Genomic DNA, 19,951 nt, shown 5'->3' with positions numbered 1-19,951 from the left:
CACGGATGGCCCAAATGGGAGGGAAACCCCCAATGCACTGAATATGTGCGCCGGATAAAGTCTCGTCACTCGCTTACAGGGGCCTACAAAGCCGCTGATAAGCACGAGGGGCCGAGGAGACAAACCTAGCCACACGACCAAAAATATTCAGCTAACATCCGCACGAGATGTATTCACAAAGCGCCGCATCGTCGGCGCTTTTTTATTTGCCCACGGCGCCCAAACGCCCGTCTGGCCTCACATTCCCCCCTTTGTCTCCTTCGTTTTTGCCTTAGCGCCGTTCGGTCATGGATTTGTTTGTTGTTTCCCTAGCGTCCTTGCTGGCGGGTTTTGTAGACGCCATCGTCGGCGGCGGCGGCCTTGTTTTGGTCCCTGCGCTGTTTGCCACCTTCCCCTCTGCGCACCCGGCCACCCTGCTCGGCGTGAACAAAGGTGCATCAATTTGGGGCACGGCTTTTGCCACCTGGCGCTTCAGCCAACGTGTGGAAATGCGCTGGAAAACGCTGCTGCCGGCCGCAGGCGCCGGGTTCACTGGGTCGATGACCGGCGCCTGGATGGTGACGGTGATGTCGCCCGACTTTCTGCGCAAGCTGCTGCCCCTGGTGCTGGTGGCAGTGCTGGCCTACACCCTGGCCAAGAAGGAACTGGGCCGCGTGCACGCGCCGCGTTTCAACGGACCGCAAGAGATCTGGGTGGCCAGCATCATCGGGCTGACGATTGGCGTGTACGACGGCTTTTTTGGGCCGGGCACCGGCAGTTTTTTTGTATTTTTGTTCGTGCGCTGGCTGGGCTACGATTTTCTGCACGCTTCGGCGGCGGCCAAGCTGCTGAACGTGGCCACCAACCTGGCGGCGCTGATCCTGTTCACAGCAAAGGGCCACATCTGGTGGCACTTTGTGGTGGTGATGGCAGTGGCCAACGTCGTGGGCAGCCTGATCGGCACCCGCCTGGCCATGCAACATGGCGCAGGCTTTGTGCGCAAGTTTTTCATTGTGGTGGTGTCAGCGCTGATTTTGAAGACGGGTTACGACGCCTTCTTGCGCTGAGCACCTGGTTTGGCTTAGCGCACCATGCACGGGCGCTTGGCGTCAAACTTCCAGCCCGGAATCAGATACTGCATGGCGATGGCGTCGTCGCGCGCACCCAGACCATGGTCGAGGTACAGACGGTGGGCGCGCTCCACGGAATCCATGTCCAGCTCCACGCCCAGGCCCGGCTTGGTAGGCACCTTTACTTTGCCGCCGACAATTTGCAGGGGTTCTTGCGTGAGGTACTGGCCGTCTTGCCAGATCCAGTGGGTGTCGATGGCGGTGATCTGGCCCGGTGCGGCAGCCGCCACGTGGGTGAACATGGCCAGGGACACGTCGAAGTGGTTGTTCGAATGCGAACCCCAGGTGAGGCCCCATTCGTGGCACATCTGCGCCACGCGCACCGAGCCTTGCATGGTCCAGAAATGCGGGTCGGCCAATGGAATATCGACGGCATGCGTTTGAATCGCGTGGCCCATCTGGCGCCAATCGGTGGCCACCATATTGGTGGCGGTGGGCAAGCCGGTGGCCTTGCGGAACTCGGCCATGACTTCGCGGCCGCTGAAGCCGTCCTCGGCACCGCAGGGGTCTTCGGCATAGGCCAGCACACCATGCAGGTCGCGGCACAGGCGGATGGCGTCTTTGAGCAGCCAGCCGCCGTTCGGGTCTAGCGTCACACGTGCTTCCGGGAAACGTGCATGCAGCGCACGAATGGCTTCGACTTCTTCGTCACCCGACAACACGCCACCCTTGAGTTTGAAGTCATTAAAACCGTAGCGTGCATGTGCGGCTTCGGCCAGGCGCACAACACTGTCGGCGTCCATGGCTTTCTCGTTGCGCAGACGGAACCACTCGTTGTCGCCATCGGGCTCGGTGCGGTAAGGCAGCTTGGTGGCGTTGCGGTCGCCGATGTAGAACAAGTAGCCTAGCATTTCGACTTCGTCGCGTTGCTGACCTTCGCCCAGCAACTGCGCCACCGGCACGCCAAGGTGTTGGCCCAAGAGGTCGAGCAACGCAGCCTCCAGTGCGGTCACGGCGTGCACGGCAATACGCAAATCAAAGGTTTGGTTGCCACGGCCACCCACGTCCAGACCGGAAAACGCCTGACGCGCCTTGTTCAGCAGTTGTTGGTAGCGGCCAATCGATTCGCCGACGACCAGGTCGCGGGCGTTTTCCAGGGTCTTGCGAATGTTTTCGCCACCGGGCACTTCACCCACACCAACGCGGCCGGCACTGTCTTTGAGCAGCAGCAAATTGCGCGTGAAGTACGGCGCATGTGCACCGCTGAGGTTCATGAGCATCGCATCCTGGCCCGCAACGGGAATGACGCGCAGCTCGGTGATCACGGGAGTGGAGGAGAAAACTTGTGATGACATGGATCGCCCAGATTCAGAATTAATGCGTGAAACCAAAGAAGGCAATTGTTAACGATAACAAGCAATCGCGCAAGTTTGTTCGCAACTTTGAAACCAGCGCTCTGGAAAAAACCGCAAAAACCACGCCCGCCACGCCCGCGTCAGGCGGCGCAGCCGCCATCAGGGAGCGGAAAGACTGATGTCGCTGGCCAGGCGGGGCGTGCCTATGGGCGCTGCGCCCTGCCCCTTGCGCACATTGGCGATGTCTTCCTCGCTGGGGTAAATGCCTTTGAGCCAATAGTCAAATACCCGCCGCGCAATCGGTGCGGCCACACCCGCACCCCAACCGGCGTTTTCCACGATCAAGGCCAGCGCGATCTGCGGATCTTCAGCCGGTGCATAGGCCATGTAAACGCCGTGGTCACGTTGGCGTTCCTCCATCCGGGCGCTGTTGTATTTCTCTTTCGCGCCTATGGTCACCGCTTGGGCGGTCCCGGTCTTACCGCCCGACAGGTACTGCGCACCGGCAAACACCTTGGTGGAGGTGCCTTCCTGTGTCACACCCACCAAGGCACGACGCACGATGTCGACATTCTGCGGCTTGTAGCCAAGGTCGATCGGGGCGTTCTTGCTCACCGGCTCGCGCGCATGGGTGATCGGATCGATCAGCGACAAGCCCAGATGCGGTTTGTATTGCACACCGTTGTTCACCAAGGTGGCTGTGGCCGAGGCCAACTGCAGCATGGTGAAGTTGTTGTAGCCCTGGCCAATGCCCAGGGAAATGGTTTCGCCGGCGTACCACTTCTTCTGTTCGGCGCGTTTATAGGTCTTGCGCTTCCACTCGGTGCTGGGCAGCACACCACGCACCTCGCCGTTGACGTCGATCCCGGTGATCTGGCCAAAACCCAAGGGTTTCATGAAGTCGTAGATGGTGTCCACGCCCATGTCATTCGCCAGTGAATAGAAGTACACATTGCTCGACAACACAATGGCGCGGCGCATGTCCACCGCGCCGAGTGCAATGTCGCCGTGGCTGCGAAAGGTGTGTCCGCCAAAGGTCCAGGAAGCGTTGTCCTGGATGATGGTGCCGGCCGCGCGTTTGCCGGTTTCCAGCGCCCCCAGGGCCATGAAAGGTTTGTAGGTAGAGCCTGGCGGGTAAGTGCCACGCAGTGCGCGATTGAGCAAGGGTTTGTCGATGGATTCGTTCAACGCCGCCCAGTTTTCGACATCGATTCCATCCACAAACAGGTTGGGGTCAAAGGTTGGCTTGCTGACAAAGGCCAGTACCTCACCGTTCTTGGGGTTGATGGCCACCAGTGCGCCGCGCCGGTCGCCATACAGGTCTTCCACCAGTTTCTGCAGCTTGATGTCTAGCGACAGCATCACCGATTTACCCGGCGTGGCGGGATTGCTGGCGAGCTTGCGCACGGCCCGGCCACCGGCCGAGGTTTCCATTTCCTCAGCGCCCGCCGTGCCATGCAATTGCGACTCGTAGCTCTGCTCTATGCCGAGTTTGCCGATGTATTCGGTGCCACGGTAGTTGTCGGCTTCGTCCGAATCGTCGATCCGCTCCTTCTCGGCGCGGTTGATGCGGCCGATGTAACCCACCACATGGCTGGCCAATTCACCGTAGGGATAGGTGCGGAACAAGCGCGCCTTCACTTCCACACCAGGAAAGCGGTAGCGCTGGGCGGCAAAGCGGGCCACTTCGTCATCGGTCAATCGCGAACGGATCGGCAGCGACTCGAAGTTGCGCGAGTCTTCCATCAGCTTTTTGAAACGCTTGCGGTTGCGCGGCTGGATGTCGACGATCTGTGAAAGTTCGTCGATGGTGTTTTCCAGGTTCGCCACCTTGGAAGGCGTGATTTCAAGGGTGTAGGCCGAGTAATTGGAGGCCAGCACCACGCCGTTGCGGTCCAGGATCAGGCCGCGGTTGGGCACCACCGGCACAATCGCCGTACGGTTGTTTTCGGCCTGATCGCGCAAGTCTTGGTAACGCACGATCTGCAGATAAACCAGGCGCGCGACCACCCCCGAAAACGCCAGCACCACCACCAGGCTCGCCACCAGGATGCGCTGACGAAAACGCCCGAGTTCAGCCGCGACGTTCTTGATCTCGGTCATAACGGCCGGTCCGCGTCCGGGTTCGGCGCTTTACGCTGTGGCGCCAGCAGCAACACACTCACGGCCGGCCACAGCACGGCCTCGACCACCGGCGCCAGAATCGCCTGCCAGCCGGGAAAACTGCCACCACCGAGCATGCGCAACGCAGCCTCGATGAAATGCGCAGCAAAGAACAAGGGGAACACCTGCAATGCCTGAGAAGGCACGCTGAACCACAACAAGCGGCGGTGGATGGCAATCGCCAGATAGGTCAGTACGGCATAGGACAATGCGTGTTGCCCCAGCAGCGTCGACTGGTGCACATCCATACACAGGCCGTAAACAAAGGCCGTGCCGATCCCCACACGTTGCGGCTGATGCACCACCCAGAACACCAGCAGCATGGCGACAAAGTCGGGCACCCAGGGCGCACGCCCCCACAGCCCCATGTTGCCAATCATGTTCAGCAACAGTGCGACAAGCAGGCTGGAGCCAATGAAGATGGGTTTCGCCGGCAGCAACAGCTGCTGGCCTTGCGGCATGATCATGGCTGACCCCGTGGCACAAACAACATCGGCATCATTTCTTCACGCCCTTGGCTGGGGAAGCTGGCTTGGCGGGCCCTTTGGCCTCGGTCGCTGGCCCCGGCATGCTGACAGCCGTTGGTTGTAGCACGACCACGTGCCGGACACCAGACATCTGCCCCATAGGTTTGCAATAGATGCGCGCAAACGCCGAGTCGGCGCGCCGGTCGATACGCTCGACCGTCGCCACACGCAGACCACCTGGATAAACCCCGTCAGCGCCGCTGGTGGTCAACATATCGCCCACTTGCACGTCGGAGTTGCCGGCCATGAAACGCAGCTCCAGCACCCCGCTGCTAGACGCATCGCTGTAACCATAGGCGACGCTGCGCAAACCGGTACGCGCGTTCACCACCGGGATGGCCTGGTCTTTGTCGATCAGCAGCGTCACCTCGCTGACCATGGGAAACACACGCGTCACTTGCCCCAACACGCCGGACTCGTCCATCACCGGCGATCCCGCCTCTACACCCTGGGTCGCCCCCTTGTCGATGATGACCTTGCGGCTGTAGGCGTCTGCCGTGTCGTACAGCACCTCGGCCGCCTGGCTTTTCACAGCCAGTTGCTCGCGCAGTGACAGCAGTTGGCGCAGCCTTTGGTTTTCCTGGCTGAGTTGCTCCACCTGGCTTGCGCGCACCGACTGCAGCGCCAACTTGTGTTCGGCCTCGTCTGCCAGCGCTTGGGCTTTCGCCAAAGACTCGAAATAACTCCCGCCACCCTGTACCAGGCGAACCGGGCCCATGGCGAGCCATTGCAGCGGATACAAAGCCGTGGCAATCGACGCCCGCAAGGGTTGAATCAGTTTAAAACGCGCATCGGCCACCATCAGAAACAGGGCCAATGCGCTGAACACCATCAGCTTTGTGAGAGCCGAGGGGCCCTGCTTAAAGAACGGTGGCGGAGTCCGGTCCAGCGTACCGAGTGGCATCGCTGCGCCTCAACGTTATTCGCTGGTGAAAATCGAGCCGCCGAGGCGCTCCATGCGCTCCAGGGCAATGCCGCAGCCGCGCACCACACAGGTCAACGGGTCTTCGGCCACCAGCACCGGCAAGCCGGTTTCTTCAGCCAGCAGACGGTCCAGGTCGCGCAGCAAAGCACCACCGCCGGTGAGCATCATGCCGCGCTCGGCAATGTCTGCACCCAGTTCGGGAGGGGTTTGTTCGAGCGCGTTTTTCACGGCGGCGACGATGTTGTTCAGCGGATCGGTCAAGGCTTCCAGGATTTCGTTGCTCGAAATCGTGAAGCTGCGCGGCACACCTTCAGACAGGTTGCGGCCCTTGACTTCCATTTCCTTGACTTCAGAGCCGGGGAAGGCCGAGCCAATTTGCTTCTTGATGGCTTCAGCCGTGGGTTCGCCAATCAGCATGCCGTAGTTGCGGCGGATGTAGTTGATGACGGCGTCGTCAAAACGGTCGCCGCCGACGCGCACGCTGCCCTTGTAAACCATGCCGCCGAGCGAGATCACACCGACTTCGGTGGTACCGCCGCCAATGTCCACCACCATGGAGCCGCTGGCTTCGCTGACCGGCAGGCCAGCGCCAATGGCGGCTGCCATCGGTTCTTCAATCAGGTAAACCTCGGAAGCACCGGCGCCCAGGGCCGATTCACGGATGGCGCGGCGCTCCACTTGGGTGGAGCCGCAAGGCACACAGATGATGATGCGCGGGCTCGGGCGGAAGATGCCGCGGGGGTGCACCATCTTGATGAACTGCTTGAGCATCTGCTCGGTGACCGTGAAGTCGGCAATCACGCCGTCTTTCATCGGCCGTATGGCTTCGATGTTGCCGGGCACTTTGCCCAACATGGCCTTGGCTTCTTTGCCAACCGCCTGAATCGTCTTTTTGCCTTGGGGTCCACCTTCGTGGCGGATGGCCACAACCGACGGTTCATCGAGCACAATGCCCTTGTCACGAACGACGATCAGGGTGTTGGCAGTGCCAAGATCGATCGCCAAGTCGGTAGAAATGTACCGACGAAAAGCTCCAAACATGAAATTCCTCTCGGGCGCGGCCGGCACTTCGGCAGACCGCCACCACTGTAAAACGGGTAAAAACCTAGATTTTTGATGCTGTTGTGACCGAATTCGCAGCCGTTACACCAAAGGCGGGATAATACCGCATCCCCTGTGAATAACCATTGCCGGACCCAAGGCAGGCGCAGATTTACCTGCGCTTTTTAATGTAATTTTTTATGGCTCTGACTCCCCAAGATCTTGACCGCATTGCCAATTTGGCAAGGCTGGAGCTTCAACCTTCAGAGAGTGAGCACATGCTCACGCAGTTGAACGGGTTCTTCGACATCGTGGAACAGATGCGGGCTGTGGATACCTCGGGTTTGGAACCCCTGGCGCACCCCGTGGCCGTGATCCAGGACATCACTTTGCGCCTACGCGCCGACGCCGTGAGCGAACCCAACCAGCGCGATCTGAACCAGCAGTCTGCTCCAGCGGTGGAACGCGGCCTGTTCCTGGTTCCCAAAGTGATCGAGTAAGTGATCGAATAAAGCCAAAATTTCATGACCTCTGAAGCACATCTCTCGTCTGGTGCCACGCCAGATCTGCACGACCTGACCGTCACCGCGCTGGCAAAACAGTTGCGCGACGGCAAAGTATCGGCTGTTGAAACCGCCCAGCACTTCCTGGCGCGCGCCAAATCTCAAGCCGCATTGGGCGCGTTCCTGAGCATCGACGAAGCCGCGACCCTGCAACAGGCGCAAGCCGCCGACAAACGCATCGCCGCTGGCAGCGCCGGTGTACTCGAAGGTGTGCCGATCGCGCACAAAGACATCTTCGTCACCAAAGACTTCCCCACCACCGCCGGCTCGAAGATGCTAGCGGGCTACCGCTCACCTTTCGACGCCACCGTGGTGTCGCGCATGGCCACCCTTGGTGCGGTCACGCTGGGCAAGCTCAACTGCGATGAATTCGCCATGGGCTCGGGCAACGAAAACTCGGCCTACATGCCGGCGCTGAACCCCTGGGACACAACGCGTATCCCCGGCGGCTCGTCGGGCGGCAGCGCCGTGGCCGTGGCCGCGCGTCTGGCTCCTGCGGTCACCGGCACCGACACCGGCGGCTCGATTCGCCAGCCATCGTCGTTCTGCGGCATCACTGGCATCAAACCGACCTACGGCCGCGCCTCGCGTTACGGCATGGTGGCGTTTGCCTCCAGCCTGGACCAAGCCGGCCCCATGGCGCGCACGGCCGAAGACTGCGCGTTGCTGCTCAGCGCCATGTGTGGCCCGGACCTGGACCGCGACTCGACCTCACTCGACGTGCCTGCAGAAGACTACAGCCTGCGCTTGAACGATTCGCTGGAAGGCCTGCGCATCGGCCTGCCGAAAGAGTTTTTTGGTGAAGGCCTTTCTGCCGACGTGCGCCAAGCCATAGACGCCGCGCTCAAAGAATACGAAAAGCTGGGCGCCAAGCTGGTGGAGATTTCGCTGCCGCGCACCGAACTGTCCATCCCCGTGTACTACATCATTGCGCCGGCCGAAGCGTCGAGCAACCTGAGCCGCTTCGACGGTGTGAAGTTCGGCCACCGCGCCGACCAATACACCGACCTGCTCGATATGTACAAGAAGAGCCGCGCCCAGGGCTTTGGTGACGAGGTCAAGCGCCGCATCATGATAGGCACCTACGTGCTGAGCCACGGCTATTACGACGCCTATTACCTGCAGGCGCAAAAGATCCGCCGCATGATTGCCGACGACTTCCAGCAAGCGTTTACGCAATGCGATGTGATCGCCGGCCCGGTGGCACCCACCGTGGCGTGGAAGCTCGGCGCCAAGTCCGACCCGTTGGCCAACTACCTGGCCGACATCTTCACCCTGCCTTCTTCGCTCGCCGGCCTGCCCGGCATGAGCGTGCCCGCAGGCTTGGGTGAAGGCGGCATGCCCGTGGGCCTGCAGCTCATAGGCAACTACCTGCAAGAGTCGCGTTTGCTCAACGCCGCGCACCGCCTGCAGCAAGCCACCGACTTCCACCTTCGCCAACCCTCTGCTTCCAAGCTGGTTTCCTGAATGAACAAACCATCCACCAAAGACAGCAAGTCGACCACCAAGTCGTTGCTGGTACAGGGCTACGAAGTTGTGATCGGCTTCGAAACCCACGCCCAGCTCTCCACGGCGAGCAAGATTTTCAGCCGCGCTTCCACCGCCTTTGGCGCCGAGGCCAACACCCAGGCCTGCGCCGTGGACATGGCCTTGCCGGGCACCCTGCCGGTGATGAACGTGGGTGCGGTGGAACGCGCGATTGAGTTCGGCCTGTCGGTCGGCGCACACATCGCACCACGCAGCATCTTCGCGCGCAAGAACTACTTCTACCCCGATCTGCCCAAGGGCTACCAGATCAGCCAGTTCGAGATTCCGGTGGTGCAAGGCGGCTCGGTGGAGTTCTACCTGGGCGACGAGAAAAAGTCGGTGCGCCTGGTGCGCGCCCACCTGGAAGAAGATGCCGGCAAGTCGCTGCACGAAGACTTCATCAACCAGACCGGCATCGACCTGAACCGCGCTGGCACACCACTGCTGGAAATCGTCACCGAGCCCGACATGCGCTCGTCCGCCGAAGCCGTGGCCTATGCCAAGGAACTGCACAAGATCGTCACCTGGATTGGCATCTGCGACGGCAACATGCAAGAAGGCTCGTTCCGCTGCGATGCCAACGTGTCGGTACGCAAGCCGGGCGAGCCGCTGGGCACGCGCCGCGAAATCAAAAACCTGAACAGCTTCAAGTTCATGCAGCAAGCCATAGACTTCGAGGTGCGCTGGCAGATCGAGCAAATCGAAGATGGCCTGGCGATCCAGCAAGCCACCGTGCTGTTCAACCCCGACACCGGCGAAACCCGCGCCATGCGCACCAAGGAAGACGCCGCCGACTACCGCTACTTCCCAGACCCGGACTTGCCACCACTGGTGGTGGCCCCGGAATGGGTGGAACGTGTGCGCGCCGCCATGGTCGAACTGCCACGTGTGATGGCAGCACGTTTTGCCGCCGACTACGGTTTGTCGGACTACGACGCCACCGCGCTCACACAAAGCCAGGCCACCAGCAGCTACTTCGAAGCCGCGGCCAAGGCCAGTGGCCAAGCCAAGCTGGCCGGCAACTGGATCATGGGTGAACTGTCGCGCCGCCTGAACGCCGATGACCTGTCGATCGACCAGTCGCCCGTCAGCGCCGAGCGCCTGGGCCAGTTGATCACACGCATTGCGGACAACACCATCTCCAACAACGCCGCGCGCCAGGTGTTCGAGGTATTGTGGAGTGATGCAGACGCCGAGGTCGACGCGGTGATCGAGGCCAAGGGCCTGAAGCAGATGAACGACACCGGCGCCCTGGAAGCCATTGTCGACAGCGTGATCGCCGCCAATGCCAAGAATGTGGCGGAGTTCAAGGCCGGCAACGACAAGGCGCTGAACGCGCTGGTTGGCCAGATCATGAAAGCCAGCGCTGGCAAGGCCAACCCCGGCCAAGTGAATACGCTGTTGCGGGCCCGACTGGGTTGATATCAGCCGAACCGCCTGGTCAGTTCACTGGCCAGGCGTTCGCGCACCGCGACACTAAAGACCGCCGTTGCCCCAGAGCGGTTTCAAGCGCACAAGCTCATCGTCAAAGCGCTCGTTCACGCGCTTCTTCTCCTGCTGTTGATCGTTGATGAAGCGTTGCTGGCCGCGCACACTTTCTTCTTGCTCCGCAATCTGCCGACGCACCTTGGCCGGCGCCTTGCTCGGATCCTTTTTGTAGAACTCCATCTCGGCATCAATCGCTGCCCGCTGTTGGCCCAGCTCGGCCAAACGTTTGTTCGCGGCTTCCATCACCCCATCGACCTGCTTGAGCGCAGCTTCACGCTCACGGTCGTGCGCGGCGCGGTCTGGGTAACGCATCAAAAGCGCGCGGTTGCGGCGGCGTTCTTCGTTGACACGGGCACTTTGCTCAGCTTCTTTGCGTTGCTGCGCTTCCAGCTGCTCACGCTCGGCAGCCGTCAACGAAGGGCCTACAGCGCGTCGGGTAGAGCCGCTCGGATTGAGCTCGCGCTGCTCACGGTCCAGGCACTCTTGAATAGGCCGGTCCGAGGTCAGCTTGCGCCCCTTGGAATCGGTGCAGCTATAGATACTTTGCGCCTGGGCTAGTCCTGCAAAGCCCACTGCACACAAGAGAATTGTTTTTAGTTGCACCGTCCAGCCAGCCACACAACCCCTTAATTTACGCCGTAGCGTTGTCGGTAAGCCAGTACACGCGCGTGGTGCGCTCCCAGGTCCGGCGTTTCATGATGGGCGAGATACTGCAATAAATCGGCCAATTTCGCAATCGAGCAGACCTGCAGTCCAAGTTGATTCTGCACATATTGCACCGCGCTGTGGGGCACGTCCTGGCCGTTCTCGGTGGCCATTTCCTGGCGATCCAGCGCAATCACCACCGCGTGTGGCGTGGCGCCCGCAGCCTGGATGATGGAGATGGATTCACGCACGGCGGTGCCAGCCGACATCACGTCATCCACCACCAGCACACGGCCCTTCAAGGGTGCGCCCACCAGATTGCCACCCTCACCATGGGCCTTGGCTTCCTTGCGGTTGTAGGCAAACGGCACGTTGCGCCCCAGGCGCGCCAACTCAATCGCCACCGAAGCGCCCAGTGGAATCCCTTTGTAGGCCGGGCCAAACACCATGTCAAACTCGATGCCGCTGTCGAGCAGGCGGCGCGCATAGAACGACGCCAGGCGGCCGAGCTTGGCGCCATCGTCAAACAGGCCGGAGTTGAAAAAATACGGGCTCATGCGCCCGGCCTTGGTTTTGAATTCGCCAAAGCGCAACACCCCCGAATCGACGGAGAATTGCACAAATTCCTGGGCCAATGCGTCTTGTTCGTTTGGCGTTGCGCTCTGAGCCGCGCCCTTGTTGTCTACCGTCATGGAGAAGTCCTTGTTCAAATTAACCAGCCTTAACCTCAACGGCATCCGCTCCGCCACCACCAAGGGTGTGGAAAAGTGGATTGCTGGTATTGCGCCAGATTGTATTTGTGTGCAGGAAGTGAAGGCGCAGGCCGCCGATGTGCAGGGCAAGTTTGAGCAACTTGCCGGCCTGCAGGGCCACTTTCATTTCGCGCAGAAGAAGGGTTACTCGGGCGTAGGCCTCTACACCCGCCACGCACCCAGCGAGGTGATCGTGGGCTATGGCTCCACAGAATTCGATGCCGAGGGCCGGTATGTGGAGGCGCGGTTCGACACGCCCAAACGCAAGCTGTCCATCATCAGTTGCTACTTCCCCAGCGGCTCGTCGGGCGAAGAGCGCCAGCAAGCCAAGTTCCGTTTTCTGGCCGAGTTCTTGCCGCACCTCACCGAACTCAAGCGCACGCGCGAATTCATCTTGTGCGGCGACGTCAACATCGCCCACCGCGAAATCGACCTGAAGAACTGGCGCAGCAACCAGAAAAACAGCGGCTTCACCCCGGAAGAACGCTCGTGGATGACCCACCTGCTGGCCCGCGCCGACCTCGACCCGCTGGCCGCCAACGGCCTGGGCCTGATCGACGTGTACCGCCAATTACACCCCGACACCACCGACACCAGCTACACCTGGTGGAGCAACCGTGGCCAGGCCTACGCCAACAACGTGGGTTGGCGCCTGGACTACCACCTGGCCACCAAGGGTGTGGCCGACAAGGCGCTCAACGCCTCGATCTACAAGGATGAGAAGTTCTCCGACCACGCGCCTTTGACGATCGAGTACGACTGGAGCATTTAAGCCCGCGACGATGAAGTCGACGTGCCGATCCTGCGCCGCAGCCAGCGCAGCACGGTGCCCAGCAGCGGCAGCTGCTCATACAGCTCGGCCGCCGCGTCCCAATAATCGCGGTGGTATTGGATGCGCCCCGCAGGGCTCAGGCGCAGGTGGCTGCTGCCGTGCACGTTTTGCGGCCGGCCGCGCAGGATAAAGCTGAAGTCCCAGGTGAGGAAACACTGGTTGCCATCGACCAACACGTCCAACACCTTGAAGCGCGGCGCCTCCAGGCCGTCGAACATGTGTTGGTAAACCGCCTGGATGGCGGGCAGGCCACGCACTTCGTTGAACGGGTCTTTGAAGTAGGCCTGCGGGTCGTAATACAGCTGCAGCCGCGCCACGTCTGCAGGTTTCATGTGCTCGAACATCGTCACGATCAGCTTGACGCGTGGGTCCATCTTCAAATTCCTCAAAGTCCGGTGACGCGGTGCACCACGCGAAAGTAGAGCCCATAGGGCAGCAGGCGCATGAACTTCAGCCAACGCGTGAAGCGTTTCGGGAAGTGGATTTCAAAACGCCCGGCGGCCCAGCCGTGCATGATGGCCTGCGCGGCCTGTTCGGGGCTGATGAGCGCAGGCATGTTGAAATCGTTGCCAACGGTGAGAGGTGTGGCCACAAAGCCTGGGTGCACCACCGACACCCCTAAGCCTTCACTCGCCAGGTCGAGGTACAGCGATTCGGCCAGATGCGTCAGCGCCGCCTTTGACGGGCCATAGGCCATGGCCTTGGGCAATGCGCGGTAAGCCGCCACACTAGACACCAGACTGATGTGCCCGCCTTTTCCCGCTTTGGCCTGGCGCAACAGTTGTGGCAGCACCGCGTCCAGAAAATTCAACGCCCCCACGTAGTTGGTGTGTATGTGGCGCAGCGCCTGGTCCAGCGAGAACTGCTGCGCTCTCATATTTTGATAGTGGCCCGCGCAATAGATACAAGCGTCCAGTTGCCTGTGGTGCATTAAAAGTTCGGCCACTGCGGCGCGCAGGGCGGCAGCGTCTTGCACGTCCAGCGGCAGGGCCATGCAGCCCCGGTGTGTCTGCACAAATTCCTGCAGCAGCTCGGCCTTGCGCGCCGACAGCACCACGCGCGCACCCGCTGCGTGCAGCGCCTTCGCCAGCGCCAGCCCTATGCCGCTGGAAGCGCCCACGATCCACACGGTTTTGTCGCGCCAGTCTTGCAATGATGGGTTGTTTGCCATGGTGCAGCGTCTAGAGCTTGGTGAACGACAAGGTGAGGTCGCCCACGTGGATGCCAAACTTGCTCATCCTGGTTTTGTTGAGCAAAAGCTTGTCGTCCATCAGGTACATCCAGTCATCAAAATCGACGTCGTACACCGACCCGTTGACCGGCACCTGCAAGGTGTAGCGCCAGCGCAAGGCGTTGCCTGCGGCCTCACCACGCGCCTCGCCCACCACGTCGTCGGCACGGCCGGTGTAGCGGCCACCACCGAGATGGCGCAGGCGCCAGATACGGCGCTGGGTTTCGCCGTCGCTGTACAAAAAGTCTTCTTCCAGCGTGCCGTCATCGCCTTGCCAGGTGCCTTTGAGCTGAACGGTAAAACGCCGCAGCACCTTGCCCGCGCGATCGGTCACCAAGCCATGGGCGACGAGTGGGCCATTAAAGTACTGGCGCAGATCGAGCAGCGGTTTTTCGTCGGCATAGTCAGCCGGCGTGGGGGCCGATGCACAGCCCGAGAGCAATAACGCAGCAGCACCCCAAACGAGCAGGCCACGGCGATTTACGGTGGGGCGCATAAGGCCTCCTTGTCGGATTGGATGAACAGGCGAAACAGCAAGGCCACAGCACCGAGTTTTAAAACACAGGGCAGCACGCAATAGGCGATGGTCAACGCCTGCAAAGCCTGCGGGTCGCGCTGGCCTGGCGTGTAACCCAGGCTTTGCAGCAGCGGCAGGGCCAGGCCAGCGGCCACGGCCAGGTTGAGCTTGGTGGCGAAGTTCCACCAGCCAAAAAACGCGCCCTCGGTGTGCCCCGCCAAACCCGCGCGTTGCACCACCCGCGCCAGCATGGCGCCGGGAATGGCGAGGTCGGCACCCAGGGCGACACCGCTGCCCAGGCATACCAGCAAAAAGCCTGTTTGGTCGCCGTTGGACAACACGGCAGCCCAGCCAAAACACACAAGCGCCAGCAGCATGGCCATGGCCCAGGCGCGCGCTTGGCCCAGCCGCGCCACCATGCGTAACCACAGCGGCAGCGAGAGCGCTGCGGCCACGAAGTAACTCGCCAAATAAAGCGCTTCAGACTGCGGGGTTTGCAAACGGTCGCGCACAAAAAACAGCAGCAGCGTGGCCGGGATGGCGGCCGCGATGCCATTGAGCAAAAACACCGCCAGCAACGGCTTGAAGCCTGGCGTGCGCCAAGCCAACCCTGCGTCATGCTCACCCGGCTGCGATACAAACTCAGCCCTTGGCGCACGGCGCAACAGCACCAAGCCCACGAGCAAGCTTACGGCGAGAGCGGCACTGGTCACGCCCAAACCGACTAGCGAAGGCAACACACTGGCGCACAACACGCCGCCCAAGGCCATGCCTTCGCGCCAGGCCACCACACGGGTTTGCTGCAGGCCGTCGCCCCCCAGGCGCGCACCCCAGGCCTGGTGCATCACACTCAGCACGCTGTAGCCCAGGTAGGTCAACAACAGCGCCAGCGTGCACCACAGCAACAAGCCTGTCTGGCCGAGCGCGGGCGGGAAAAACAGCAACACAAAGCTGATGGCCAGCAGCAAAGCAGCCACGACCATGGGACGCAGTGGTGTGCTGGTGCTGAGCCAGCCATCGGCCAGGCGGCCAATCCACGGGTCGACCAATGCATCGGCCAAACGTGCGCCCAGCAACACCAGGCCCAACGCGGCCAGTGGCACACCGTAGTTTTGTGCGTAGTAAGCGGGCAACGTGACGTAGAGCGGCAGCGCTACAAACGCCAGCGCGAAGCCTAACGAACCGTAGCGCAGACCATCAAGCCGCTTCATGACGGCAATCCCAACAGTTTTTTGCGCAATGCGGGCTCAGAGGTTTGCGGCGCCAGCCAGATGCCAAAGAACAGGCGGCTGAACAACGGGTCGGCCACGCTGCGCGAGGGTTTGCCGTTGACAAAAAACGCGGCCCCCACGGCCGGGTCGTGGCGGCCGCTGATGCGGTCGCCCTCTTTCACATCGGGGAAAGCGGCCTCCATCTCGGCCAGCCAACGTTGCCCCGTGGCGTCGTTTATGCTTTGCTGGCGGCGCATTTCTTCGAGCGAACGTTTGGCAATCTCCTTGCCTTGCAGGCTGCGCGCATAGGTCAGCTCCAGCGCCAGCGGCTGCGTCCACCATTGCGCGCCAACCCGAGCGGGTGCCCACAGGCGAATGTCGTAGACCAATAAGCCGAAGAAGCGCATTTGGCCGTCGCCCTGCAATTGCCAGCCGGGTAACTCTTCGGTGTACGCGCGCAAGCTCAATGGCAGCGCGGCCAACGCCGCCAATCCCATGAGCGTACGCCGCCGGTACACGCTAGTCCCGCACCAGGGTGAACTGCATGACATTGGTATTGCCCGCCGCAAACGCCGCTTCGCAGTACGCCAGGTAAAACTCCCACAGCCGCATGAAGCGGGTGTCGAAGCCCAGTTGCCGCACCTCGGCGTCACGCTGCATGAAGTCTTCGCGCCAGCGTCTCAGGGTCTCGGCGTAGTCCAGGCCAAAGGCCAGTTCGTTGACCACGCGCAGGCCAGCCTTCTCGGCTTGCGCGCGGAACACGCTGGGGCTGGGCAACATGCCGCCGGGAAAGATGTACTGCTGGATGAAGTCGCTGGAGCGGGTGTAGCGCTCGAACAGATCGTCGCGTATGGTGATGCTTTGTATGCAGGCACGGCCGCCGGGCTTGAGCTGCCGGTGCACGGTCTGGAAGTAGCCATCCCAATAGGCGCGGCCCACGGCCTCGAACATTTCGATCGACACCACGGCATCAAACGCGGGCTCGTGGATGTCGCGGTAGTCCTGCAAACGTAATTCGGCCCGGTCTTGCAAACCGGCGTCCAGCAAGCGTTTTTGTCCCCAGGCCAATTGCTCGCTAGACAGCGTGACACCCGTGAGCCGGGCGCCGAAATCGCGCGCCGCGCATTCGGCCAAGGCGCCCCAGCCGCAGCCGATTTCCAGCACACGCTGGCCCGGCGCCACGTTGCATTCACGCAGCGCGCGTTGCATCTTGGCTTGCTGCGCTTCGCCCATGGGGCGCTGCAGGTCGCCGTCGAACCAGGCGCTGGAGTAGTTCATGCTCGGGTCCAGCCAGAGCTTGTAGAAATTGTTGCCCAGGTCGTAATGGGCGTGGATGTTTTTGCGGCTGCCGGCGCGGCTGTTGCGGTTCAGCCAGTGCTGCACGCGGTGCACCAACGCGCCCAACCAACTGCCGTAAACCACGTCTTCCAGCGCTTCGCGGTTGCGCACAAACACCTCCAGCAGAACGCGCAGGTCGGGTGTGCTCCAGTGGCCGGCCACAAAACTCTCGGCAAAACCTATGTCGCCTGAGCGCAGCGCCGCCGAGCAGACGGCCCAATCCTTGATGCGAATTGCGGCACGTGGGCCTTCGGCGCCGCCAAAGTGCGCCGCGCCGCCATCGGGCAACTGCACGTCAATACTGCCGTACTGCAGCCGCGCCAGCAGTTTGAACACGCTACGCGCGGCGGCGGGGGCGCCGTTGGGTAGACGAAACGATGAAACGAGGGTGGAAGAATTCATAACCATACAGCGTTATTTCGCGCAGCCTCAACGAGTCAAAAAATGGTGTGGCGCCACAGGCTTGCCAAAAAACGGCGTGCGTTTGACCCACAGCCGCAGCGCCTGCCAGTGGATGCGCGCCATCAGCATCAGGCTGAACGCGGGCAGTGCCCAAAAGGCCGCACGTGCGCTGTGGCTGGTGAGCGGCTGCAGCGCGCCGGAGATGCTGGTGTGCAACAGCGGGCCGCTGGCATCGTCGTGCTCAATACGCGCCACGGTGCGCTCACCGCTGTGCAAAAAACGAAAGCGGTAGCCACCCTCCACCGCACAGAACGGCGACACATGGAATACCTTGGCGGCGGTCAATTCGCGGCCATAGGCCAACGTGGGCCCGGCCAGCAGATAACAGTGGCGCTCACCAAAGGTGTTGTTGACCTCGACCACGATGGCAGCCAGCGCACCATCCGCACGCTGGCAGTACCAAAAACTCACCGGCTTGAAGGCATAACCGAGCACACGCGGAAAGCAGTGCAGCCAGACCTCACCGGTCGCGTCGGTGATGCCCTCACGGGCCAACAACGTGTCCAGCCAGGCCAGCGCATCAGGGCCGCCGTCGCCATGGTCGGCATCGTGAAAACTCAGCCAACCCCAGCCGTTGCGGTTCAACGCCGCACACGCCTGGGCGCGCAAAGTGCGCATGGGCAGCATGAGAAAGTAGCTGTTGTAGCGAAACTGGTGCGCGCGCGGGCGCAGGCGCTTGTGCAGCACCGGGCCACGGCCGATCAAGGCCCGGGCGGGCCGGTCGGCCATGGGCGCCATGGACTTCATGACATAGCCCTGCTTTGCAAGTCCAGGGTGGCCGCCACTTTTTGCGCCACACGCAGGCCCGACAACAAGCCGTCTTCATGAAAGCCATAACGCGTCCAGGCGCCGCAGAACCAGACCTTGCCGTTGCCCTGGATGTCGCCCAGGCGTTGCTGCGCCTGGATGGCAGCCTGGTCGAACACCGGATGGGCGTAGTCATACTCGCCCAGCACACGGGGGGCGGCAGGCTCGCGCACCGGGTTCAGCGACACCATGGTGGGCTGTTGCCACGGCAGCGGCTGCAAACGGTTCAACAGGTAGTGCAGGCAAACCGCCTGGCTCTCCTGCCCGCCCGCGCCGCGCTCGTAGTTCCACGCCGCCCAACTGCGGCGGTGGCGCGGCAGCAGCGTTGTGTCGGTGTGCAGCACGGCGCGGTTCTGGTGGTAACGCACGGCGCCCAGAATCTGCTGTTCTTCGCGCGAGGCATCGGACAACAAACGCAGCGATTGGTCGCTGTGGCTGGCCAGCACCACGGCATCAAAATGCTCCACACCATGGGCGGTGCGCAGCACCACGCCGCCGGGCTGGCGTTGCACGCCAAGCACGGGTGTGTTCAGCCGCCTCTCGGTGATTTGGCGCAGCAGCTTGTCGACATAGTGGCGCGCCCCGCCACGCACGGTGAACCACTGCGGCCGGTTGGCCACCTGCAGCAAGCCGTGGTTATGGCAGAAGCGGATCAGCGTCTGGACAGGGAACTGCAGCATCTGCTCCGTAGGGCACGACCAGATACACGCCACCATGGGCAGCAAATACCAGTCACGAAACTCGGCGCTAAAGCCGTGTGCCTGCAAAAATTCGCCAATCGGTTGGGCCAGGGCGGCCTCCTGGCCTTCTTCCGCCAACGCGGTAGTGATGCGGTTGAAGCGCAGCAGGTCGCGCAGCATGCGCCAAAAGCCCGGGCGCAACAGGTTGCTGCGTTGCGAAAACACGCTGTTGAGGTTGCTGCCGCTCCACTCCAAGCCCTCGCGGCCATGGCTGGGCAGTTGCACCGAGAACGACATCTCGCTGGCCACCGTCTCCACGCCCAACTGCGCAAACAACTGGATCAACAGCGGATAGGTGCGCTCGTTGAACACCAGAAAGCCGGTATCCACACCGCAGCGCTGGCCCTCCAGCGCCACATCCACGGTGTGGGTATGGCCGCCAAAATACACACCCGCTTCAAACAGCGTGACGTGTGCCTGCTGGCTCAGCGTCCAAGCGGCGGACAAACCCGCAATGCCCGAGCCCACCACCGCCACGCGCGCACCGCGCCCGGTACCGGCCCATCCGGCGCGTTGCCCCAAGCTCGCCAAATAACCCGACAGCCCCACGGCATGCGCCGCTGCCCCCTGCGGCGGAACTTGGCGCAGCGGAAGCGCATGCTGCGATTTTGCCGCCACGGCCCTCGCCCCCGGCTGCGCCTGGGCGGGCCTTGGCGTGGGAGACAATGCGTAAGTTCTGTTCATGTTTTGTCCTAGTCAAAACGGCTTTCGGTCGCTATATTAAGTAGAAATTCATGTTTTGTCTCATCTTTGTCCAAGACAAAAAATTCCTGATGGC

At 61.8% G+C, this 19,951-nt stretch carries 21 protein-coding genes; 6 read left to right on the top strand and 15 right to left on the bottom strand.

Going from position 1 to position 19,951, the window contains the following annotated elements; translation table 11 throughout:
• Positions 1 to 287 precede the first annotated feature (287 nt).
• Positions 288 to 1,046, top strand: a complete 759-nt coding sequence (locus tag ACFQ95_RS22750; RefSeq protein WP_422834754.1) for a sulfite exporter TauE/SafE family protein — start codon at positions 288 to 290, stop codon at positions 1,044 to 1,046.
• A 14-nt stretch (positions 1,047 to 1,060) separates the two neighbouring features.
• Here the strand turns inward: ACFQ95_RS22750 and gudD are convergent, their stop codons facing one another.
• Positions 1,061 to 2,404 (bottom strand): glucarate dehydratase, encoded by a 1,344-nt coding sequence (gene gudD / locus ACFQ95_RS22745; protein WP_422834752.1) that lies wholly within the window; start codon positions 2,402 to 2,404, stop codon positions 1,061 to 1,063.
• Positions 2,405 to 2,430: 26 nt separating this feature from the next.
• On the opposite strand from gudD, the gene ACFQ95_RS22740 reads away from it, so the two are divergent.
• The gene (locus ACFQ95_RS22740) at positions 2,431 to 2,583 is read left to right on the top strand and encodes a hypothetical protein (RefSeq protein ID WP_422834751.1); all 153 of its coding nucleotides are present in this window, start codon (positions 2,431 to 2,433) and stop codon (positions 2,581 to 2,583) included.
• Here ACFQ95_RS22740 and mrdA read toward each other — a convergent pair.
• Genes mrdA through ACFQ95_RS22720 form a run of 4 tightly spaced genes read right to left on the bottom strand, consistent with a single transcriptional unit; the run spans position 2,564 to position 7,060 of the window.
• On the bottom strand, positions 2,564 to 4,507 hold the full coding sequence (gene mrdA, locus ACFQ95_RS22735; RefSeq protein WP_422834749.1) for a penicillin-binding protein 2: 1,944 nt from the start codon (positions 4,505 to 4,507) through the stop codon (positions 2,564 to 2,566). The genes ACFQ95_RS22740 and mrdA overlap by 20 nt on opposite strands.
• Positions 4,504 to 5,034, bottom strand: a complete 531-nt coding sequence (gene mreD, locus ACFQ95_RS22730; protein ID WP_422834747.1) for a rod shape-determining protein MreD — start codon at positions 5,032 to 5,034, stop codon at positions 4,504 to 4,506. The genes mrdA and mreD overlap by 4 nt, the downstream gene beginning before the upstream one ends.
• 31 nt (positions 5,035 to 5,065) lie before the next feature.
• Entirely contained in the window at positions 5,066 to 5,998 is a 933-nt protein-coding gene (gene mreC / locus ACFQ95_RS22725) for a rod shape-determining protein MreC (protein WP_422834745.1), read from the bottom strand.
• Positions 5,999 to 6,013: 15 nt separating this feature from the next.
• Positions 6,014 to 7,060: a rod shape-determining protein gene (locus ACFQ95_RS22720; RefSeq protein WP_422834743.1), complete on the bottom strand. Its 1,047-nt coding sequence runs from the start codon at positions 7,058 to 7,060 to the stop codon at positions 6,014 to 6,016.
• A gap of 200 nt (positions 7,061 to 7,260) precedes the next feature.
• On the opposite strand from ACFQ95_RS22720, the gene gatC reads away from it, so the two are divergent.
• The 3 genes from gatC to gatB are packed head-to-tail and all read left to right on the top strand — an operon-like array spanning position 7,261 to position 10,572.
• Complete coding sequence (gatC, locus tag ACFQ95_RS22715; protein WP_422834741.1) at positions 7,261 to 7,560, top strand: Asp-tRNA(Asn)/Glu-tRNA(Gln) amidotransferase subunit GatC; 300 nt, start codon at positions 7,261 to 7,263, stop codon at positions 7,558 to 7,560.
• A gap of 24 nt (positions 7,561 to 7,584) precedes the next feature.
• Complete coding sequence (gene gatA, locus ACFQ95_RS22710; protein WP_422834739.1) at positions 7,585 to 9,090, top strand: Asp-tRNA(Asn)/Glu-tRNA(Gln) amidotransferase subunit GatA; 1,506 nt, start codon at positions 7,585 to 7,587, stop codon at positions 9,088 to 9,090.
• Positions 9,091 to 10,572 (top strand): Asp-tRNA(Asn)/Glu-tRNA(Gln) amidotransferase subunit GatB, encoded by a 1,482-nt coding sequence (gene gatB / locus ACFQ95_RS22705; protein ID WP_422834737.1) that lies wholly within the window; start codon positions 9,091 to 9,093, stop codon positions 10,570 to 10,572.
• Positions 10,573 to 10,626: 54 nt separating this feature from the next.
• Here the strand turns inward: gatB and ACFQ95_RS22700 are convergent, their stop codons facing one another.
• Entirely contained in the window at positions 10,627 to 11,220 is a 594-nt protein-coding gene (locus tag ACFQ95_RS22700) for a DUF4124 domain-containing protein (RefSeq protein ID WP_422834735.1), read from the bottom strand.
• A gap of 44 nt (positions 11,221 to 11,264) precedes the next feature.
• Entirely contained in the window at positions 11,265 to 11,975 is a 711-nt protein-coding gene (gene pyrE / locus ACFQ95_RS22695) for an orotate phosphoribosyltransferase (RefSeq protein WP_422834733.1), read from the bottom strand.
• A gap of 10 nt (positions 11,976 to 11,985) precedes the next feature.
• Here pyrE and ACFQ95_RS22690 point away from each other — a divergent pair, with 10 nt between their 5' ends.
• Complete coding sequence (locus tag ACFQ95_RS22690) at positions 11,986 to 12,807, top strand: exodeoxyribonuclease III (RefSeq protein ID WP_422834731.1); 822 nt, start codon at positions 11,986 to 11,988, stop codon at positions 12,805 to 12,807.
• On the opposite strand, the gene ACFQ95_RS22685 is transcribed toward ACFQ95_RS22690, so the two are convergent.
• From ACFQ95_RS22685 to ACFQ95_RS22650, 8 genes are read right to left on the bottom strand one after another with little or no spacing between them, the layout of a single operon-like run.
• A complete protein-coding gene (locus ACFQ95_RS22685; RefSeq protein ID WP_422834729.1) occupies positions 12,804 to 13,241 on the bottom strand; it encodes a nuclear transport factor 2 family protein in 438 nt (145 codons plus the stop codon). The two genes, ACFQ95_RS22690 and ACFQ95_RS22685, sit on opposite strands and share 4 nt — an antisense overlap.
• 11 nt (positions 13,242 to 13,252) lie before the next feature.
• Positions 13,253 to 14,038 (bottom strand): SDR family NAD(P)-dependent oxidoreductase, encoded by a 786-nt coding sequence (locus ACFQ95_RS22680; RefSeq protein WP_422834727.1) that lies wholly within the window; start codon positions 14,036 to 14,038, stop codon positions 13,253 to 13,255.
• Between the two features lie 10 nt (positions 14,039 to 14,048).
• Positions 14,049 to 14,594 carry a DUF3833 domain-containing protein gene (locus ACFQ95_RS22675; RefSeq protein WP_422834725.1) on the bottom strand — a complete coding sequence of 182 codons (546 nt, stop codon included), beginning with the start codon at positions 14,592 to 14,594 and terminating at the stop codon, positions 14,049 to 14,051.
• Entirely contained in the window at positions 14,579 to 15,826 is a 1,248-nt protein-coding gene (locus tag ACFQ95_RS22670) for an MFS transporter (protein ID WP_422834723.1), read from the bottom strand. The genes ACFQ95_RS22675 and ACFQ95_RS22670 overlap by 16 nt, the downstream gene beginning before the upstream one ends.
• Positions 15,823 to 16,323, bottom strand: coding sequence for a chalcone isomerase family protein (locus tag ACFQ95_RS22665; RefSeq protein WP_422834721.1), 501 nt, complete (start codon positions 16,321 to 16,323; stop codon positions 15,823 to 15,825). Before ACFQ95_RS22665 ends, ACFQ95_RS22670 begins: the two co-directional genes overlap by 4 nt.
• Before the next feature lie 22 nt (positions 16,324 to 16,345).
• Entirely contained in the window at positions 16,346 to 17,566 is a 1,221-nt protein-coding gene (locus tag ACFQ95_RS22660; RefSeq protein ID WP_422834719.1) for a class I SAM-dependent methyltransferase, read from the bottom strand.
• 27 nt (positions 17,567 to 17,593) lie between these two features.
• A complete protein-coding gene (locus ACFQ95_RS22655; protein ID WP_422834717.1) occupies positions 17,594 to 18,373 on the bottom strand; it encodes a DUF1365 domain-containing protein in 780 nt (259 codons plus the stop codon).
• Positions 18,370 to 19,857, bottom strand: coding sequence for an NAD(P)/FAD-dependent oxidoreductase (locus ACFQ95_RS22650; protein ID WP_422834715.1), 1,488 nt, complete (start codon positions 19,855 to 19,857; stop codon positions 18,370 to 18,372). The genes ACFQ95_RS22655 and ACFQ95_RS22650 overlap by 4 nt, the downstream gene beginning before the upstream one ends.
• Positions 19,858 to 19,951: the final 94 nt, after the last annotated feature.

The organism is Variovorax sp. HJSM1_2 (assembly GCF_049316285.1).
In the GTDB taxonomy this organism is placed as follows: Bacteria; Pseudomonadota; Gammaproteobacteria; order Burkholderiales; family Burkholderiaceae_C; genus Rhodoferax_B.
Note: the sequence above shows the minus strand (reverse complement) of the source record. Positions and strands in the feature narration are given on the sequence as shown.

Coding starts and splice junctions, on each gene's coding strand:
- ACFQ95_RS22750 (WP_422834754.1), top strand. CDS start 288: ATGGATTTGTTTGTTGTTTCCCTAGCGTCCTTGCTGGCGGGTTTTGTA.
- gudD (WP_422834752.1), bottom strand. CDS start 2,404: ATGTCATCACAAGTTTTCTCCTCCACTCCCGTGATCACCGAGCTGCGC.
- mrdA (WP_422834749.1), bottom strand. CDS start 4,507: ATGACCGAGATCAAGAACGTCGCGGCTGAACTCGGGCGTTTTCGTCAG.
- mreD (WP_422834747.1), bottom strand. CDS start 5,034: ATGATCATGCCGCAAGGCCAGCAGCTGTTGCTGCCGGCGAAACCCATC.
- mreC (WP_422834745.1), bottom strand. CDS start 5,998: ATGCCACTCGGTACGCTGGACCGGACTCCGCCACCGTTCTTTAAGCAG.
- ACFQ95_RS22720 (WP_422834743.1), bottom strand. CDS start 7,060: ATGTTTGGAGCTTTTCGTCGGTACATTTCTACCGACTTGGCGATCGAT.
- gatC (WP_422834741.1), top strand. CDS start 7,261: ATGGCTCTGACTCCCCAAGATCTTGACCGCATTGCCAATTTGGCAAGG.
- gatA (WP_422834739.1), top strand. CDS start 7,585: ATGACCTCTGAAGCACATCTCTCGTCTGGTGCCACGCCAGATCTGCAC.
- gatB (WP_422834737.1), top strand. CDS start 9,091: ATGAACAAACCATCCACCAAAGACAGCAAGTCGACCACCAAGTCGTTG.
- pyrE (WP_422834733.1), bottom strand. CDS start 11,975: ATGACGGTAGACAACAAGGGCGCGGCTCAGAGCGCAACGCCAAACGAA.
- ACFQ95_RS22685 (WP_422834729.1), bottom strand. CDS start 13,241: ATGGACCCACGCGTCAAGCTGATCGTGACGATGTTCGAGCACATGAAA.
- ACFQ95_RS22680 (WP_422834727.1), bottom strand. CDS start 14,038: ATGGCAAACAACCCATCATTGCAAGACTGGCGCGACAAAACCGTGTGG.
- ACFQ95_RS22675 (WP_422834725.1), bottom strand. CDS start 14,594: ATGCGCCCCACCGTAAATCGCCGTGGCCTGCTCGTTTGGGGTGCTGCT.
- ACFQ95_RS22670 (WP_422834723.1), bottom strand. CDS start 15,826: ATGAAGCGGCTTGATGGTCTGCGCTACGGTTCGTTAGGCTTCGCGCTG.
- ACFQ95_RS22665 (WP_422834721.1), bottom strand. CDS start 16,323: ATGGGATTGGCGGCGTTGGCCGCGCTGCCATTGAGCTTGCGCGCGTAC.
- ACFQ95_RS22660 (WP_422834719.1), bottom strand. CDS start 17,566: ATGAATTCTTCCACCCTCGTTTCATCGTTTCGTCTACCCAACGGCGCC.
- ACFQ95_RS22655 (WP_422834717.1), bottom strand. CDS start 18,373: ATGAAGTCCATGGCGCCCATGGCCGACCGGCCCGCCCGGGCCTTGATC.
- ACFQ95_RS22650 (WP_422834715.1), bottom strand. CDS start 19,857: ATGAACAGAACTTACGCATTGTCTCCCACGCCAAGGCCCGCCCAGGCG.